The sequence below is a fragment of the Lentzea chajnantorensis genome, assembly GCF_054300775.1.
In genome coordinates, this window is record NZ_JBSDZT010000002.1 from 6,402,077 (window position 1) to 6,421,979 (window position 19,903).

At 73.3% G+C, this 19,903-nt stretch carries 1 protein-coding gene (only partly in view); it reads right to left on the reverse strand.

From position 1 onward, the window contains the following. Positions 1–19,903, reverse strand: the 3' portion of a protein-coding gene (locus tag ACVDFE_RS31065) for a non-ribosomal peptide synthase/polyketide synthase (protein ID WP_458434423.1). The gene runs 11,423 nt beyond the window's last position; 19,903 of the gene's 31,326 nt are visible here — the last part of the coding sequence; its start codon lies off the right edge, out of view; it ends in the stop codon at positions 1–3.

Sequence of the window (19,903 nt, forward strand, 5' to 3'; positions counted from 1 at the left end):
CTATTTCGCGCTTTCCTCCTGGGAGAACCGGCGCAGCGTGCGATTCGTCGTCGCGAAGACGGTCAACAATGCCGTGCCCACCGTGCACGTGAGAATGGCCTGCGTCGGTGTCAGGAAGTCCACTAGCAGGCCGCCGACCGCGGGGCCGGCGATCGCCGCGACGCCCAGGGCCACACCCATCACGCTGCTGAGCCTGCCGCGCAGCTCGTCGGGCGTGAGCAGCAGCTGGTAGGTGGTGATGGTGGTGTTGGCGGTGGGGGCCAGGAACGCGGCGGCCGCGAACAGCACGCCCATGGGCAGGCCGGGGTCGAGGAACAGCGCGACCGGGATCAGGGCGGTGATCACCCAGAACACGCCGACGATGGCGCGGTGCGGGCGCAGGGTGCGGTGCAGCCGCGGGGCCACCAGGGCGCCGAGGATGCCGCCGACGCCGAGCATCGCGCCCATGAGGCCGATCTGGCCCGCGGGCACGCCCTCCTGGTGGGCGATGGCGATCATCAGCAGGTAGAACGCCTGGAAGAACAGGTTGAGGCCCACCGCGCAGAACGCCACCACGCGCACCACCGGCTGGGTCCACACCCAGCGCAGACCCTCGGCGACCTCGCGGTGGAACCGGCCCAGGGGTGCGGGTTCCCGTTGGCGCGGGGGGACGCGGACGAACAGCAGCGCCAGGAACGTGGCCACGTGGGTCACCGCCTCCACCGCGAACGGGAGCCAGCGGCCCAGGCCGAACAGCAGGCCGCCCAGCGCGGTGCCGGAGAGCTGGCCGAGGTAGCCGCGGGCGGTGTTCATCGCGACGGCGTCGGAGAGGTGGCGTTCGGCCACGATGGCGGGCAGCACGGCGTCCTCGGCCGGTTCTGACAGTGCGCGGCAGACGCCGAGCACGATCACCACCAGCACGACGTGTTCGACGCCGACCGCCTGCCACCACAGGGCGGCGACCAGGAACGCCACGGCGAGGGCCTGCACGGCCTCGCAGATCAGCATCACCGTTCTGCGGTTCCAGCGGTCGACCAGTGCCCCCGCGGGCAGGCCGACGACGAGCTGGGCCGCGGCGGAGGCGCCGAGGACGAAGCCGGAGGTCGCCGCCGAGTCGGTGAGGGTCAGGACGAGCAGGGGCAGCGCGATGACCGACGCGCTCGCCCCCGCCTCGGAGAGCGCCTGGCCGACCCAGAGGAGCCGGTAGTTGCGGTTGCGCGACAGGGACGTGGTCATCGGGTGCTCCGGCAGTCGGCGGCGATGCCGCGCAGGGCTTCGAGGAAGTCCTCCGCGACGCGGCGCACGGTGGTCTCGTCGTGCCGGTCGGGTTGGTGGTGCCAGGTGAAGCGGAAGCTCACCGCCCGCGACACCGCCGACGATCTCCAGCAGGTGCGGTCCGCGGTCGGCCGGGGAGCTGTCCTGCCCGATCGCGTCGAGGACGGTCCGGAAGAGACCGCCGTCGGCCTGGTCCGCGGTGCTGCCGGACTGGCCGAGGTAGTTGAACACCACCTGCGGGCCCTGGCCGGCGAGACGGTCCCCTGCTCCCAGGTGTTTCAGCGCGCCGAAGCCGAAACCGTTGCCCGGCACGGTGCGCAGCTGCCTGCGGACCGCCTTGACCACGTCGCGCCACGACGCGTCCTCGCCCGGCAGTGTCAGGCGGACCGGGTAGAGGGTGGTGAACCAGCCGACCGTGCGGGACAGGTCGGCGCCCAGGACGTCCTCGCGGCCGTGGCCCTCCATGTCCAGCGACACGGTCTGTTCGCCGGTGAACCGCGACAGCGCGCGGGCCAGTGCGGCGAGCAGGACGTCGTTGATCCTGGTGCGGTAGGCCGTGGGGGCGTCGTGCAGCAACGCGTCGGTGTCCGCGGCGTCGAGGACCACGTGCACCTCGCCCGGCGGTGTGCCGGGTGTGGGCTCGTCGTGGTCGACGGGCAGCGGTGCCGCGTCGAGTGCCGCCTCCCAGTGGTCGAGCTCGTGGTCGAGCGCGCCGTCGGCGACGTGCTGCGCCAAGCCGTTCGCCCAGTCGCGGAACGACGTCGACTTCGCACCCAGGTCCACGTCCTCGCCGCGGACGGCCTGCCGGTAGGCGGTGTCGAGGTCGTCGAGCAGGATGCGCCAGGACACGCCGTCGACCACGAGGTGGTGCACGGTCAGGAACAGCAGTGGTGAGGGCATGTCGTCGGCGTGGAACAGCACGACCCGGTACAGCGGGCCCGTGGCGAGGTCGAAGCCCGCGTGCGCCTCGTCGGCGATCTTCTCCAGGTGCGCCTGGCGTTCCGGCTCGGCGGTGGAGCTGAGGTCGCGGCGTTCCAGCACGGTGCCGTGCTGCACGGGGGCGTTGTGCTGGCGCCATTCGCCGTCGACGTGCTCGAAGCGCATGCGCAGCGCGTCGTGGTGCGCCACCACGGCCGCGAGTCCCTTCTCCAGCGCGTCCTCGGCCACGTCCGGGGTGAGCTCCAGCAGCATGGACTGGGCGTAGTGGTGCGGCGCGAGCGTGTGCGTCTCGAAGAACCAGCGCTGGATCGGGGTGAGCGGGACGTCGCCGACGACCTCGGCGGTGTTCGCCGGCGCGGTGTCGATCTCGGTGACGAACGGCGCCAGCGCCTCGATGGTCTGGTTGCGGAACAACGACTTGGTGGTCAGGGCGAGTCCTGCCTTCCGCGCGCGGGACACCACCTGGATCACCAGGATGGAGTCACCGCCCAGCTCGAAGAAGTTGTCCCGCACCCCGACCCGGTCGGCGCCCAGCACGTCCGCCCACACCTCGGCGAGCGTGGTCTCCACCGGTGTGCGCGGTGCGACGTGCGCGGTCGTGTCGGTGATCGGTTCGGGCGCGGGCAGTGCCGCCTTGTCGAGCTTGCCGTTGGGCGTCACCGGCAGGACGGGCAGCGCCACGAACGCGGACGGCACCATGTAGGCGGGCAGGCGGTCCGTGAGGAACGCGCGCAGCTCCGCCGACCCCACCTCGCCACCGGCGACGTGGTACGCGACCAGGCGGGCGTGACCCTGGCCGGTGTCGGCGGCGATGACGGCGGCCTCGGTGACGAGCGGGTGGTGCAGGAGCGCGGACTCGACCTCGCCCGGTTCCACGCGGTGGCCGCGGATCTTGACCTGGTCGTCGATGCGGCCCAGGTACTCGACCACGCCGTCGGCGCGCCTGCGGACCAGGTCGCCGGAGCGGTACATCCGCTCCCCCGGCGCGCCGAACGGGCACGCCACGAACGCGGCCGCGGTGAGGCCGGGCCGGTTGAGGTAGCCCCTGGCGAGGCCGTCGCCCGCGATGCACAGCTCACCGGGCACGCCGAGCGGCACCGGCCGCAGCTGGTCGTCCACCACGTAGAGGCGGGTGTTCCAGGCCGCGTGGCCGATCGGCACGGGTCCGGGGTCCAGTGGCGCGCCGGGTTCGACGCGGTGCTCCATGCAGCCGACGGTCGCCTCGGTGGGGCCGTACTCGTTGATCACCACGGCCGTCGGGTGCGCACGCCGCCACTCGTCCACGACCGCGCCGACGAGCTGTTCGCCGCCGACGACGAGGTCACCGGTCGGCGACAGCTGTGCCGGCACCGTACCGAGCAGGGCCAGGTGGCTGGGCGTGGCCTTGAGGAACGCCGCCTGCTCCACCGGCGCCGCGTCCTCCTCCAGGTCGCTCACGACGATCCGGCCGCCGGCGAGCAGCGGGCCGAACAGCGTCGTGACGGTGAGGTCGAACGAGACCGGCGAGTGCAGCACCGCCGCACCGCGCAGGCCGCCGTAGACCTCGCTGGCCCAGACGAGGTAGTCGACCACCGAGCGGTGCTCGACGACGACGCCCTTGGGCCGGCCGGTCGACCCGGACGTGTAGATCACGTACGCGGGGTCGCGAGTGGACAGTGGTGCGATCCGGTCGTGGTCACGGGGGTTGTCGTCCCTGCCGTCGGCGCGCAGGAGGTCCCGGTCGTCGAGCACCAGGACGGGCCGGGCGTCGTCGAGCACGAACGCGACCCGGTCCGCGGGCTGGTCGGGCTCGACCGGCACGTACGCGGCGCCCGCCTTGAGCACCGCCAGCACGGCCACGAGCAGGTCGGCGGAGCGCGGCAGGGAGATCGCGACGTACCGGCCGGGGCCGACGCCCTGCGCGATCAGACCGTGCGCCACCCGGTTGGCACGGGCGTTGAGCTGCGCGTACGTCCACGTCTCGCCGCCGTCCACCACCGCGGTGGCCTCCGGCGTCCGCACCACCTGGGCCTCGAACAGCTCCGTGATGGTGGCGTCCGGCACGGCGTGGGCCGTGTCGTTCCACTCGTGCAGCACGGCCCGCTGCTCGTCCTCGTCCATCAGCGGCAGGTCGGACAGCGGCCGGTCGGGGTCGGCGACGGCGGCGGTCAGCAGCACGCGCAGGTGCCCGGCCATCCGCTCGACGGTCGCGAGGTCGAACAGGTCGGTGTTGTAGTTGACCGCCGCGTGCAGGGCGTCGGAGTCCTCCTGGAACTCCCAGGTGAGGTCGAAGTTGGCCGCCACCACGGGCAGCGGCAGGTCTTCAACCTGCAGACCGGGCAGGTCCGGTGCGGCGTCGGGGGTGTTCTGCAGGATCACCATCGCCTGGAACAGCGGGGTGCGGCTGGTGTCGCGCTCGGGCCGCAGCTCATCGACCACGCGCTCGAACGGCACGTCCTGGTGAGCGAACGCGTCCAGCACACCACCGCGGACCTGTCCGAGGAACTCGCGGAACGTGGTCGCGCCGTCCACTGTGGAGCGCAGCACCAGCGTGTTGACGAAGAACCCGACGAGGCCCTCCAGCTCGGCGCGGTCGCGGCCGGAGGCCACCGTGCCGACCGCGATGTCGTCCTGCCGCGACCAGCGGGCGAACAGCACCTGGCACGCGGCGACCAGCGCCATGAACAGGGTGCCGTCCTGGTGCCGCGCAAGCGCCTTGAGCTTGTCGGCGACCTCGACGGGCAGGCTGAACAGGTGCACCGCGCCGTGGTTCGTGCGCTCCGCCGGGCGGGGCCGGTCGGTCGGCAGCTCCAGCGGGGGGACGCCGGCGAGCCGGTCCCGCCAGAACGCGAGCTGCTCGTCCAGCAACGCCCCGGTGAGCCGGTCGCGCTGCCAGGCCGCGTAGTCCGCGTACTGGATCGGCAGGTCGGGCAGCGTGCCGCCGCGGTAGAGGTGGTTGAGCTCGCTGGTCAGCACGCCGTTGGACCAGCCGTCGGTCACGATGTGGTGCGCCAGCAGCAGGAGCACGTGGTCGTCGTCGGCGACGCGCAGCAGCAGCGGGCGCAGCAGCGGGCCGCGGGAGAGGTCGAACGGCCGGGTGCACTCGCGGGCGAGCACCTCGTCGAGGTTGCCGGGGACGTCGAGCACCGGCACCTCGACGACGTGCGGCGGGTGCACGACCTGGACGCCGTGGCCGTCCACGCCGTCGAAGGTGGTGCGCAACGACTCGTGCCGCGCCACCAACGCGGTCAGCGCCCTGTTCAGCGCGCCGACGTCGAGGTGACCGCGCAGCCGCAGGATCGACGGCGACAGGTAGTCGGTGCTCTCCGGTTCGAACTGGTCGAGGAACCACAGCCGCTGCTGCGCGAACGACAGCGGCAACGCGCCGTTGCGCGGCGTCCGCGGGATGACGTCCTCGGCCGCACCCGTCCCGGCTCCGATCTCCTCGACCAGCCGGGCGACGGTGGGCGAGGTGAAGAGCACGCGCGGTGACACCGGTGCGTCGAGCTCGGCGCGCAGCCGGGACACGACCCGGATGCTGAGGATGGAGTCGCCGCCGAGCTCGAAGAAGTTGTCGTCGAGCCCAACCCGCGGCACGCCCAGCACGTCCGCCCAGATGCGGCAGACGTGTTCCTCGGCCGGGGTGCGCGGGGCGCGGTACGCCGAGGCGGCGGCCTGGAGGTCCGGTGCGGGCAGGGCGCGGCGGTCGACCTTGCCGTTGGCGTTGAGGGGGATCGAGTCGAGCTCGACGAACGCCGAGGGCACCAGGTAGTCGGGCAGCCGCTCGGCCAGCCACGTGCGCAGGTCGGTCGCGGCGCCGGTGACGTAGGCGACGAGCCGTTGGTGCCCGTCGACCGCACGGGCGACCACCACGGCTTCGCGCACGCCGGGGTGCTGGGACAGCACGGCCTCGACCTCGCCGGGTTCGACCCGGTGGCCGCGGATCTTGACCTGGTCGTCGGTGCGGCCGAGGTAGTCCAGGGTGCCGTCGGGCAGCCACCGCGCCCGGTCACCGGTGCTGTACATCCGCTCCCCCGGCTCGCCGAACGGGTCGGCGAGGAACCGGTCCGCGGTCAGGCCGGGCCGGCCGAGGTAGCCGCGGGCGAGCTGGTCGCCGGCCAGGAACAGCTCTCCCGGCACGCCGACGGGCACCGGCCGCAGCTGCTCGTCCAGCACGTAGGCGCGCACGTTGCGCAACGGCCGGCCGACCGCGACCGGAGCGCCGGTCGTGATCCGGCAGGACAGCGCGTCCACAGTGGACTCGGTCGGGCCGTAGAAGTTGTAGCTCGCGACCCCGGGGACGTCGGCCAGCCGCCGCCACAGGTCGTCGCCGATCGCCTCTCCGCCCAGCATCAGCACCTGCGGGCGGTGCTCACCGTCGAGCAGGCCGGCCTCCAGCAGCTGGCGGGCGTAGGACGGCGTGAGGTCCAGGAAGCCGATGCGCTGGTCCACGACGTACCGCACCAGTGCGGGCGGGTCGAGTCGCACGTCCTCGTCCAGGACGTGCAGCTCGTGGCCGTCGGCCATCAGCACGATGCCTTCGAGCGACGTGTCGAACGAGAACACCGCCGACAACGCCACCCGCAACCGCTTGCCGGCGGCGAAGTCCTCGCGGTGGTTCACCAGCAGGTTCACCAGGCTGCCGTGCTCGACCACCACGCCCTTGGGGCGGCCGGAGGAGCCGGAGGTGTAGATGACGTAGGCGGCGTGGTCGCGGCGCACCGGTGCCAGGTTCGAGGTGTCCTGGTCGTCGGCGTCGGGCAGCGCGTCGCGCACCACGAGCACCGGATCGGCGTCCTGCACCAGGAACTCCACCCGGTCCGCCGGCAGCGACGGGTCGACCGGCAGGTACACACCACCGGCCTTCCAGATCGCCAGCAGCGCGACCACGAACTCCACGGACCGCGGCAACGACAACGCCACCAGCCGCTCCGGGCCGACACCCGAGGCCGCGAAGGACCGGGCCACCCGGTTCGCCCACGCGTTCAGCTCCGCGAACGACAGCAACCAGTCGCCGACGACCAGTGCGGTGGCGTCCGGGGTGGCACGCACCTGGTCCTCGAACACCTCGACCACCGAGGCCGCGGTCACCTCACCGGCCGTGGCGTTCCACTCCACGAGCACCTGGTGCCGCTCGTCGCCGGTCATCAGCGGCAGCTCGCCGAGCGACCGGTGCGGGTCGGCCGCGATGCCTTCCAGCACCGACGCGAGCCGCGCGGCGAGGCGTTCGACGGTGCCGGTGTCGAAGAGACGCGGGTCGTAGTCCAGCTCCAGGCGCAGCCGGTCGCCGAGGTTGGCGCTGAGGGCCAGCGGGAAGCTGGTCGTGTCGGCGCCCTCGACCTCCAGCACCCGCACGACCTGGGCGTCGTCGAGCAGCTCGTCGATCGGGTAGTTCTCGAACACCACAGCGCTGTCGAACAACGCCGACCCCGCCGGAACATCGCTCCACGACCGCAGGTCGGCCAGCGACACGAAGTCGAACCGCCGCGACTCGGTCTGCGCGGCCTGCACGTCCCGCAGCCACGGCAGCACCGCGGCGGCCGGGTCCACCTGGACGCGGGTGGGAACGGTGTTGATGAACATGCCCACCATGGACCCGATGCCCGGCAGTTCCGCCGGACGTCCGGAGACCGTGGTGCCGAACACGACGTCGGACTCACCGCTGTAGCGCGCCAGCAGCAACGCCCACGCGCCCTGCACCACCGTGTTGGCGGTCAGGCCGGCGGCGCGGGCGACCCGGTTCAGCGCGGCCGACCGGTCGGCGTCCAGTTCGACGTGGACGGACGCGCTGGACTCCGCGCGGTGGGCCTGCACGGGTGACCGGTCGTAGGGCAGCGGGGTCGGTGACTCGACGCCGGCGAGGACCTGCCGCCAGTGCTGTTCGGCCGCGGCGGTGTCCTGATCGGCCAGCCACCGCAGGTAGTCGCGGAACGGCCGGCGCGGCGGGAGCTCTGGCTCCGCTCCGCGGGCGAGGGCGGTGTACTGCTCGCACACCTCGGCCAGCACCTGCGCGAAGCTCCACCCGTCGAGCAGGACGTGGTGGGCGGTCCAGAACAGCACGACCTCGTCGTCGGTGAGCCGTGCGATGGCCAGGCGCAGCAACGGTGGCGTGGTGAGGTCGAGCTCCTCGCCGCCGACCGCGGTGTCGTGCTCCTCGACGGGCAGGTGGCGCCAGTCGTGCACGGTGATCGGCACGTCGACCCGGTGCCGCACGACCTGCACGGGGGTTTCGACGCCCTCCCACACCACGCCGCCGCGCAGCACCGGTGTGCGGTCCACGACCCGGCGGCAGGCCTCGGCCAGCGCGTCCGGGTCGGTCACCCCGGACAGCCGCAGCCGGAACCGGTTCGAGTACGCCGTCGAGGTGTCGTCCACGAGCGTGTGGAACAGCATCCCGGTCTGCAACGGCGTCAGCGGGTAGACGTCCTCCACCTCGGCGCCGGTGCCGACCAGCCGGTCCACCGCCGCCTGGTCGAGTCGTGCCAGCGGGAAGTCCGACGGCGTGCGGCCACCGGCACCCGGCTCGGCGCAGTGCTCGACGATCTCCGCCAGCCCGTGCACCACGGCCTCGGCCACGGTCCGCACGGTCGACTCGTCGTGCAGGTGCTCGGAGTAGAACCAGGACAGCACCAGTTCGCCGTCCTCGACACCGCCGACGACGTCGAGCTGGAACGGCCGGGTGCTGTCGGCGGCCGCGTCGGCTCCCCTGTCCTCCAGCCGGCCGCGGACCAGACCTTCCCCGGCAGCCGCCACGTCGAACCGGCCGTGGTAGTTGAAGCTGACCGGCGGCAACGCCGATCCGGCCAGGGAGCTCGCGCGGAGCTGGCGCAGCGCCTCGAACCCGAAGCCGCGGCCGGGCACGGCCCGCAGCTGTTCCTTGACCGACTTGAGGGCGGCACCCCAGTCGCCGGCGGGCACGGTGAGCGCGACCGGGTACTGCGTGGTGAACCAGCCGACCGTGCGGGAGATGTCGGCGCCGTCGAGGACGTCCTCGCGGCCGTGGCCCTCCATCGTCACGGCGACGCGGTCCCGTCCGGTCCACGCCGACAACGCCCGGCCGAGCGCGCTGAGCAGCACGTCGTTGACCTGCGTGCGGTAGACGTCCGGGACGCGGTGCAGCAGGGCGTCGGTGTGCTCGCGGTCCAGCCGCACCGACACCACGCGCGTGGAGCCCGCGGTGTTGGGGCCGTCGCGGTCCATCGGCACGTCACCGGGCACGTCGAGCGCGGCGGTCCAGTGCGGCAGCTCGCCGTCGAACGCACCCGACCGCACGTGCTCGGCCAGCCGGTGCGCCCACTGGGTGAACCGGGTGCCGACCGGGTCGAGGGCGATCCGCTGTCCCGCAAGCGCTTGGCGGTACGCGGTCTCCAGGTCGCCGAGCACGATCCGCCAGGACACGCCGTCCATGACGAGGTGGTGGACCACCAGGCTCAACCGCTTGCCGGAGAACAACAACGCGCGCACGACCGGACCGTGCTCGATGTCCAGTCCAGCCTGGGCGGCCGTGACGAGCGCTTCTTCCTCCACTGTGGACACGTCGTGGCCCTCCAGCTCGACCGCGGAATCGGCCGCGTCCTGGACCCACTCGCCGTCCACGCGGGTGAAGCGGGTGCGCAGACCCTCGTGGTGCGCCACGACCGCGGCCAGGGCTCGTGCCAGCGCGCCGGTGTCGGCGTCGTCGGTGAGCTCCAGGTGCGCTGACATGGTGAAGTGGTGCGGGGCATCGCCGCGGGAGTCGAGGTACCAGCGCTGGATCGGCGTGAGCGGCGCCGGGCCGGCGATCTCCGGGAGCGCGGTCTTCTGCCCGCTCGTGCGGACGACGGTCGCCAGCTCGGCGATGGTCTGGTGGGTGAACAGGTCCTTGGTGACCAGCTCCAGGCCGGCCTGGCGGGCCTTGGACACGACCTGGATGCTCAGGATCGAGTCGCCGCCGAGGCCGAAGAAGTTGTCGTGCACGCCGACGCGCTCCACGTGCAGCGCCTCGGCCCAGACCCGGGCCAGCTCCCGTTCCACGGTGGTGCGCGGTGCCACGTGGTCCTGCGAGCCCGCGGCGTCGGGGGCTGGCAGGGCGCGGCGGTCGACCTTGCCGCTGTCGGTGGTGGGCAGCTCGTCGAGCAGCACGAACAACGAGGGCACCAGGTGGTCGGGCAGCTGCCGCTTCAGCTGCGCGCGCAGCGAGTCCGCGTCGGCCGCACCGACGACGTAGCCGACGAGTCGGTGGGTGCCGGGTTCGAACTCCTGGGCCACGACCACGGCCTCCGCCACGCCGGGCAGGCCGGCCAGTGCGGCCTCGACCTCGCCGGGTTCGACGCGGTAGCCGCGGATCTTGACCTGGTCGTCGGCGCGGCCGCGGTACTCCAGCACGCCGTCGGCGGTCCAGCGGACCAGGTCGCCGGTGCGGTACATCCGGCTGCCGGGCGGCCCGAACGGGTCGGCGACGAACCGGTCCGCGGTCAGGCCGGGCCGGTGCAGGTAGCCGCGGGTCACCTGGTCACCGGCCAGGTGCAGCTCACCGGGCACGCCGACCGGCTGGGGGCGCAGCCCGTCGTCGAGCACGTAGGCGCGCAGGCCCTGCCCCGGCGTGCCGATCACCGGCCGGTCGCGGTCGGTGACCTCCGTCCAGACCGAGTCGACCGTGCACTCGGTGGGGCCGTAGAGGTTGATCGCGGTGACGCCGTCGGCCTCGGCCAGCGCGCGCCACAGCGGTTCGCTGATGGCCTCACCGCCCAGTGCGAGCAGCAGCGGCCGTTCGAGCACGCCTTCCGGCAGGAGCTGGTGCAGGTAGGACGGGGTGCAGCTGAGGAAGTCGATGCCGTGCAGGGCGATGTGCTCGACGACGGCTCGCGGGTCGAGCCGGACGTCGTCGTCGAGCAGGTGCAGCTCGTGGCCGCCGGCGAGCAGGAGCAGGCCCTCCCAGGAGGCGTCGAAGGTGTAGGCGGCGGTGGCGATGCCGCGCAGGACCGTGCCGTCCTGGGGCAGCAGGCGTGCGTGGTGGTCGGCGACGAGCGCGGCGAGGTTGCGGTGCTCGACGACGACGCCCTTGGGGCGGCCGGTGGAGCCGGAGGTGTAGATGACGTACGCGGCGTGCTCCGGGCGCAGCGGTGCCGTGCGGTCGGCGTCGGTGGGGTCGGTCGCGGGGCGCGCGGCCAGGGCGGGGTCGTCGAGCCGCACGTGCGGCAGGTCGCCGCCGACGTCGGTCCCGGCCACCACGAGCACGGGCCGGGCGTCGTCGAGCACGAACGCGATGCGCTCCGCGGGGTGCTCGGGGTCGACCGGCAGGTACGCGCCACCGGCCTTGAGCACGGCGAGGATCGCGAGCACCAGCTCGGCGGAGCGGGGCAGCGCCAGTGCCACCACGGACTCCGGCCCGACGCCCGCGGCGATCAGGTGGTGGGCGATCCGGTTGGCGTCGGCGTTGAGCTCGGCGAAGGTCCACGACCGGAGGCCGTCGACCAGCGCGGTCGCGTCCGGGGTGCGGGCGGCGCGGTCCTGGAAGACCTCGTGGTAGGCCGGTGCCGGGCCGGCGGTGCCGGTGTCGTTCCACCGCTCCAGCACGTCGAGCAGCTCGTCGTCGGTGAGCAGCGGCAGGTCGGCCACGGGGAGGCCGGGTTCGGCGGTCGCGCCGTCGAGCAGCACGCCGACGTGCGCGACGAGCCGTTCGGCCGTGGAGGTGTCGAACAGCGCGGTGTCGTAGGTGAGCACCGCCTCCAGCCGGCCGTCGACCTCCTGGAACTGGAACGACACGTCGAACCCGGCCGCGACCGACGGCGGCGGCAGCTCCTCGACGCGCAGGCCGGGCAGGCGCGGTTCGTCGCCGCCGGTGTTCTGCAGCACGACCATCGCCTGGAACAGCGGGGTGCGGCTGGGGTCGCGCACGGGGTGGACCTCGTCCACGACCCGTTCGAACGGCACGTCCTGGTGGGCGAAGGCGTCCAGGACGGTCTCCCGCACCTGGCCGAGCAGCTGCCCGAAGCCCTGGCGCGGGTCCACGTCGCTGCGCAGCACCAGCGTGTTGACGAAGAACCCGACCAGGCCCTCCAGCTCGGTGCGGTCGCGGCCGGAGACGACGGTGCCGACGGCGACGTCGCGTTGCCCCGACCACCGGGCGAACACCGCCTGGCAGGCGGCGACCAGTGCCATGAACAACGTGCCGTCGTGCTCGCGGGCCAGCGCCCTGAGCCGTTCGGTGACCTCGGCGGGCATCTGGAAGTGCACCAGCGCGCCCTGCTTGCCGCGAACGGCCGGCCGGGGCCGATCGGTGGGCAGCTCCAGCGGTCGCACGCCGTCGAGCGCGTGCCGCCAGTGCGCCAGGTGCTCCTGCAACACCTCCTCGGTCGCGGCGGTGCGCTGCCACACCGCGAAGTCGGCGTACTGCACGGGCAGGTCGGGCAGCTTCGCGTCCCGGCCGCACGTCGCGGCCTCGTAGCAGGCGCCCAGCTCGCCGAGCAGCACGCCGTTGGACCAGCCGTCGGTGACGATGTGGTGCAGCACCAGGGAGAGCACGTGGTCGTCCGCACCGAGCCGCGCGAGCAGCACCCGCACCAGCGGGCCGTGCCGCAGGTCCAGCGGCGTGGTCGTCTCGCGGGTCAGCACGTCGGCCAGCTCGTCCTCGGTCACGTCGACCACCGGCACCTCGACGGGCTGGGGCGGGTGCACGACCTGCACACCGCGCCCGTCGACCGTCTCGAACGTGGTGCGCAACGACTCGTGCCGCGCGACCAGCGCGGTGAGCGCCGCGGCCAGCGCGCCGACGTCCAGGGGTCCGCGCAGCCGCAGGATCGACGGTGACAGGTACTCCACACCGCCGGGTTCGAACTCGTCGAGGAACCACAGCCGCTGCTGCGCGAACGACAACGGCAGACCGCCGTCGCGCGGCACCACGGGGATCTCGTCCAGCCGCGCCTGCGCCGACTCCGCGACCAGCGCGGCGATCCCCGCGACGGTCGGGTGGCTGAACAGGGCCCGCGGCGACATCTCCACGTCGAACGCGGCCCGCAGCCGGGAGATCACCCGGATGCTGAGGATGGAGTCGCCGCCGAGCTCGAAGAAGTTGTCCCGCACGCCGATGCCGGGCACGCCCAGCACCTCGGACCAGATGTCGGCCACGTCGCGTTCGACGTCCGTGCGCGGTGCCACGTGCTCGGTGCGGGCCTCGGTGAAGTCGGGTGCGGGCAGGGCCCGGCGGTCGACCTTGCCGTTGGCGTTGAGGGGGATCGAGTCGAGCTCGACGAACGCCGAGGGCACCAGGTAGTCGGGCAGCCGCTCGGCCAGCCACGTCCGCAGGTCGGTGGCGGCGCCGGTGACGTAGGCGACGAGCCGTTGGTGGCCGTGGTCCTGCCGGGCGATGACGACGGCCTCGCGGACGTCGGGGTGCCGGGACAGCACGGCCTCGACCTCGCCGGGCTCGATCCGGAAACCGCGGATCTTCACCTGGTCGTCGGTGCGGCCGAGGTAGTCGAGGGTGCTGTCGGCGAGCCACCGGACGCGGTCGCCGGTGCGGTACATCCGCTCCCCCGGTCCGCCGAACGGGTCGGCGAGGAACCGGTCCGCGGTGAGCCCCGGCCGGTCGAGGTAGCCGCGGGCGACCTGCACCCCGGCCAGGAACAGCTCTCCCGGCACGCCGACGGGCACCGGGCGCAGGTCGTCGTCCAGGACGTGGGCGCGGGTGTTGAGCAGCGGGCGTCCCACGACCGGGCGCCCGTGCCCGCTGACCCTGGTGGACAGCGCGTCCACCGTGGACTCGGTCGGGCCGTAGAAGTTGTAGCTCGCGGTGCCCTGGGCGTCCGCGAGGCGCCGCCACAGGTCCTCGCCGATCGCCTCTCCGCCCAGCATCAGCACCTGCGGGCGGTGTTCGCCGTCGAGCAGGCCTGCTTCGACCAGCTGCCGTGCGTAGGACGGGGTCAGGTCGAGGAAGTCGATCCGGTGGCCGGTCACGTACCGGACGAGGGCGGGCGGGTCGAGCCGGGTGTCGTCGTCGAGGACGTGCAGCTCGTGGCCGTCGGCCATCAGCACGATGCCTTCGAGGGACGTGTCGAACGAGAAGACCGCCGACAAAGCCACCCGCAACCGCTTACCGGCGGCGAAGTCCTCCCGGTGGTTCACCAGCAGGTTCACCAGGCTGCGGTGTTCGACCACCACGCCCTTGGGGCGGCCGGTCGAACCGGACGTGTAGATCACGTACGCCGCGTGCTCGGGTCCCACCGGTGCCAGGTCGTCCGAGCGGTCGGCCTCGGGCAGCGCGCCGCGCACCACGAGCACCGGATCAGCGTCCTGCACCAGGAACTCCACGCGGTCCGCCGGCAGCGTCGGGTCGACCGGCAGGTACACGCCGCCGGCCTTCCAGATCGCCAGCAGCGCCACCACGAACTCCACCGACCGCGGCAGCGACAACGCCACCACGCGCTCCGGCCCCACACCGGCGGCGACGAAAGCGCGCGCCACCCGGTTCGCCCACGCGTTCAGCTCCGCGAACGACAGCGACCGCTCCCCCACCACCAGTGCGGTGGCGTCCGGGGTGGTCCTGGCTTGGCTTTCGAACACCTCGACGACCGACTTCTCCGGCACGTCACGGGTGGTCGCGTTCCACTCGGTGAGGACCTGGTGGCGTTCGTCGCCGGTCATCAGCGGCAGGTCCGCCACCGGTCGCGCGGAGTCGGCGGCGATGGCGTCGACGACCAGGAGCAGGCGGTCGGCGAGGCGCCGGGCCGTGTCGGCGTCGAACAGGTGCGGGTCGTAGGCGAGGTCCAGGCGCAGCCGGTCGTCGAGGACGGCGCTGAGGGTGAGCGCGAAGGTCGTCGTGTCCCGCGCCTGCACCTCGGTCGCGCGGATGCCGCCGACCTCGGTGACGTCGTTGAGCGGGTAGTTCTCGAACACCACGGCGCTGTCGAACAACGCCGACCCCGCCGGCACGTCGCTCCACGACCGCAGGTCGGCCAGCGACACGAAGTCGAACCGCCGCGACTCGGTCTGCGCGGCCTGCACCTCCGCGAGCCAGGTCGCGACCTCGGCGTCGGGGCGCACGGACACCCGGGCCGGCACGGTGTTGATGAACAGGCCGATCATCTGCTCCACACCGGGCAGCTCGCCGGGGCGGCCGGAGACCGTCGTGCCGAACACGACGTCGGACTCGCCGCTGTAGCGCGCCAGCAGCAACGCCCACGCGCCCTGCACGACGGTGTTGACCGTGAGGCCGTGGCGGCGGGCGGTGTGGCGCAGCCGGTCGGTCTGCTCGGCGGTGAGCGCGACGGGCACCGCCGTGGAGGACTCGGTGGCGTGGTCGCGGGCGGGCGGCCGGTCGTAGGGCAGGGCGGTGGGTGCGGAGAAGCCCGCCAGCACGGCACGCCAGTGGCGTTCGGCCTCGGACCGGTCCTGGGCGTCCAGCCACCGCAGGTAGTCGCGGAACGGCCGCCGCGAGACGACCTCCGGTGCGCTGCCCGCGGTGATCGCCCGGTACTGCTCGCACACCTCGGCGAACACCTGGGCGAGGCTCCAGCCGTCCAGCAGCACGTGGTGGAACGTCCAGACCAGCAGCACCTCGTCGCCGGGCAGCCGGGCCAGGTCGATCCGCATGAGCGGTGCCCGGCGCAGGTCGAGGTCCTGTGCCGCCAGTGCTTCCAGCTCGCGTGCGCGGTCCTGTTCGGACAGTGAGCGCCAGTCGTGGTGCGCGGTCGGCAGGTCGACGTGCGAGCGGATCACCTGCACGGGCCGCTCGACGCCTTCCCAGACCAGCGCACCGCGCAGCACCGGCGTGCGGTCGACGACGCGCTGCCACGCGGTGGCGAGGGCCCGTTCGTCGGTGACGCCGGTCAGCCGCAGGCGCACCTGGTCGAAGTAGGCCGTGGACGACGGGTCGGCCAGGCCGTGGAAGAGCATCCCCTCCTGCAACGGCGTCAGCGGGTAGACGTCCTCGACCTCGGCACCGGTCCCGACCAGCCGGTCCACCGCGACCTGGTCCAGGTGTGCCAGCGGGAAGTCCGACGGCGTGCGGCCACCGGCACCCGGCTCCGCGCAGTGCTCGACGATCTCCGCCAGCCCGCGCACCATCGCGTCGGCGACGCCCCGCACGGTCGACTCGTCGTGCACCTGCCCGGAGTACAGCCAGGTGAGCTCGAGCCGGCCGTTCTCCACCAGCCCGACGACGTCGATCAGGTACGCGCGGGCGTTGCCGGGGGCGCTGTCGCGGCCGAGCGGGGCGCAGCGGGCCCGGACGAGCCCGTCGGCGTCGGCCGCGACGTCCCACTGGCCGTGGTAGTTGAAGCTGATCAACGGGTGCGGGTCGTCGCGCAACGCGGCGGCCGGCGAACCGGGTGCGGCCAGGTAGCGCAGCGCGGCGTAGCTCTGGCCGCGGCGCGGCAGTGCGCGGACCTGTTCCTTGACCGACTTGAGCACACCGCCCCAGCCACCGGCCGGAACGTGCAGGGCCAGCGGGAACTGGCTGGTGAACCAGCCGACGGTGCGGGAGATGTCGAGGTCGTCGGGCACGTCCTCGCGGCCGTGGCCCTCCAGTCCGATGAGCACGCGGTCGTGGCCGGTCCACCCGGCCAGCGCGCGGCCGAGCGCGCTGAGCAGCACGTCGTTGACCTGGGTGCGGTAGACGCCGGGCACCTGGTGCAGCAGCGCGTCGGTGTCGGCGGGGCTGAGTCGCACGGTGACCGACCGGACGTCCTCGGCGGGGTCACCGTCGCCGTGGTCGACCGGCAGCTCGGCGGGCGCGGAGGCGGCGAAGCCGGTCCAGTGGTCGAGGTCGGCGTCCAGCTCTCCGGCGCGCACCCGGTCGGTGAGGCGGCGGGCCCAGGTGGCGAACGCGGTGGGCACCGGTTCCAGCGCAACGGGTTCGCCGCGGACGAGCTGCTGATAGGCGGTGTCGAGGTCGGCGAGCAGCACGCGCCAGGACACGCCGTCCACGACGAGGTGGTGCACGGTCAGGAAGAGGCGGGAGCGGCCGTCGGCGAGGCGGAACAGGATGGCCCGCAGCAGGGGGCCTTCGGTGAGGTCGAGGCTCGACTGGGCGGCGAGTGCGGCCTCGTCGCAGGCGTGGTCGTCGAGGCCGGTCAGCACCTGGAGGACGCCGGTCGGCGGGGTGGGGGCGAGGTCCTGGACCCAGCGGGCGGTCTCGGGGGTGGCGCTCGCGTTGCCGGGCTGAGTGGCGTCGGGCTGGGTGGCGCCGGGCTGGGCGTTGCCGGGCTGAGTGGCGTCGGGCTGGGTGGCGCCGGGCTGGGCGTTGCCGGGCTGGGCGTTGCCGGGCTGGGCGTTGCCGGGCTGGGCGTTGCCGAGCTGACCGGCGTCGTCGCGGCGGAAGCGGGCCCGCAGGGCGTCGTGGTGCGCCACCACGGCGTCCACGGCGGTGGCCAGCGCTCGTTCGTCCACCTCGGGCGCCAGCTCCACGTGCGTGGACATGGTGAAGTGGTGCGGGCTCGCGGGCGCGGTGTCGAAGAACCACTCCTGGATCGGCGTCAGCGGCGCGGGCCCGGACACCACCGCGTCCGCCACCGTGTCGGCCACCGCGGTCGCGGTCGCGGCCAGCCCGGCGACGGTGGGGTGCAGGAAGACGTCCTTGGACGACAACCGCAGACCGGCCCGGCGGGCGCGGGCGACGAGCTGGATGCTGAGGATGGAGTCGCCGCCGAGCTCGAAGAAGTTGTCCTCGATGCCCACGCGGTCGACGCGCAGCACCTCGGCCCAGACGCGCGCCAGCTCCCGTTCCACCGGCGTGGTGGGCTCGACGTGGCGGTCGGCTGCGGTGCGGGCCTCGGGTGCGGGCAGGGCGCGGCGGTCGACCTTGCCGTTGCCGCTCAACGGGAGCGCGTCCAGCACCACGAACGCCGAGGGAACCATGTAGTCGGGCAGCTCGCGGGTGAGCCACGTGCGCAGCTCGGCGTGCGCCGGGGCGGCGTCGGCCACGAGGTAGGCGACCAACTGCTTGCGGCCGTCGTCGGTGCGGGCGACGGTGATCGACTGGGAGATGCCGGGGTGGCGCACGAGCAGGGCGTCGATCTCGCCGGTCTCGACGCGGAAGCCGCGGATCTTGACCTGGTCGTCGGTGCGGCCGACGAACTCGACCACGCCCTGCACGCGCCACCGGCCGATGTCACCGGTGCGGTACATGCGGGAGCCGGGCGGGCCGAACGGGTCGGGCACGAACCGCTCGGCGGTCAGGCCGGGCTGGCCGAGGTAGCCGCGGGCCACGCCGGCGCCCGCGAGGAACAGCTCCCCCGGCACGCCGACGGGAACCGGGCGCAGGCCTTCGTCGAGCACGTAGACGGCCATGCCGTCCAGCGGCCGGCCGATGGGGATGACGTCGGGCACGGTGTCGGTCATGGGGAACGACGTGGCGAACGTCGTGGTCTCGGTCGGGCCGTAGCCGTCGACCACGGTCAGGCCGGGGCACGCTTCGAGCACCCCGCGCACGGCCGCGGCGGGCACGACGTCACCGCCGGTCCACACCTCCCGCAGTCCGGCGAACGCGTCCGGTGCCTCCTGGGCGACGAGCCGGAACAGTCCTGCGGTCAGCCAGATCGCGGTCACACCGCGACCGGCGGCGGCCCTGATCACGTCGGCGTCGACGTCACCCGGCCGCGCCACCACGACCTGGCCGCCACGCAACAGCGGGACCCACAGCTCGTAGGTCGAGGCGTCGAACGCCGACGGCGAGTGCAGCAGCACCCGGTCGTGCGCACCGCCCGCGAAACGGGAGTCCAGCGCCAGCGCCACGACGTCGCGGTGCCGCACGGCGACACCCTTGGGCACGCCGGTGGAGCCGGAGGTGTGCATGACGTACGCGAGCTGGTCCGGGTGCACCGCGACAGCGGGATCGGCGGCGCCGGTCCGCTCGCCGTCGAGCAGTACGGTGTGGACGGACGCGACCGCGTCCCGGTTGCGCGCATCGGTGAGCACGACCGCGATCCCGGAGTCGGCGATGACCCGCCGGGTCCGTTCGGCCGGTGCACGACCGTCGAGCGGGACGTACGCCGCGCCGGCCTTCACGATCGCCAGCTCGGCCACGACCAGGTCGGCCGACCGCTCCACGAGCAGCCCCACCGGGTCCTCCGGCCGCACACCGAGGTCGACCAGTTCCCGAGCGAGCGCGTTGGCCCGCGCGTCCAGCTCGGCGTAGGTGAGGACCTCGTCGTCGGAGAGCACGGCGGGTGCGTCCGGCGTCCGGCGCACCTGCTCGGCGAACAGGCCGGGGACGGTGGCGTCGACCGGTGCGCGGGAGGCGTCGTTCCAGCCGGTCAGCACCTGGTCGCGTTCGGCGTCCGACAGCCACGGCAGCTCGCCCAGCGGCCGGTGCGGGTCGCTCGCCAGGCCGTCGAGCAGCCGCACGAGGTGGTCGCAGAAGCGGGCGACCGTGGCGGCGTCGAACAGGTCGGTGTTGTACTCGACCACGCCGTCGAGCAGGCCGGCGCGCTCCTGGAACTCGATGGTCAGGTCGAAGATGGCGGCACGGCGGGACAACCCGACCTGCTCGACCGCCAGGCCGGGCAGCCGCGGCGGGGTGCGATCGGCGTTCTGCAGCAGCACCATCACGTCGAACAGCGGGTTGCGGCTGACGTCGCGGTCGGTGCGCAGCGCGTCGACCACGTGCTCCAGCGGCACCTCGTCGTGGGCGTACGCCTCCTTGACGTTGTCCTTGACCTGGTCCAGGAACTCGGCGAACGTGGCACGTGAGTCCACTGTGGACCGCAGCACGACGGTGTTGACGAAGAACCCGACCAGCCGCTCCAGACCGGGG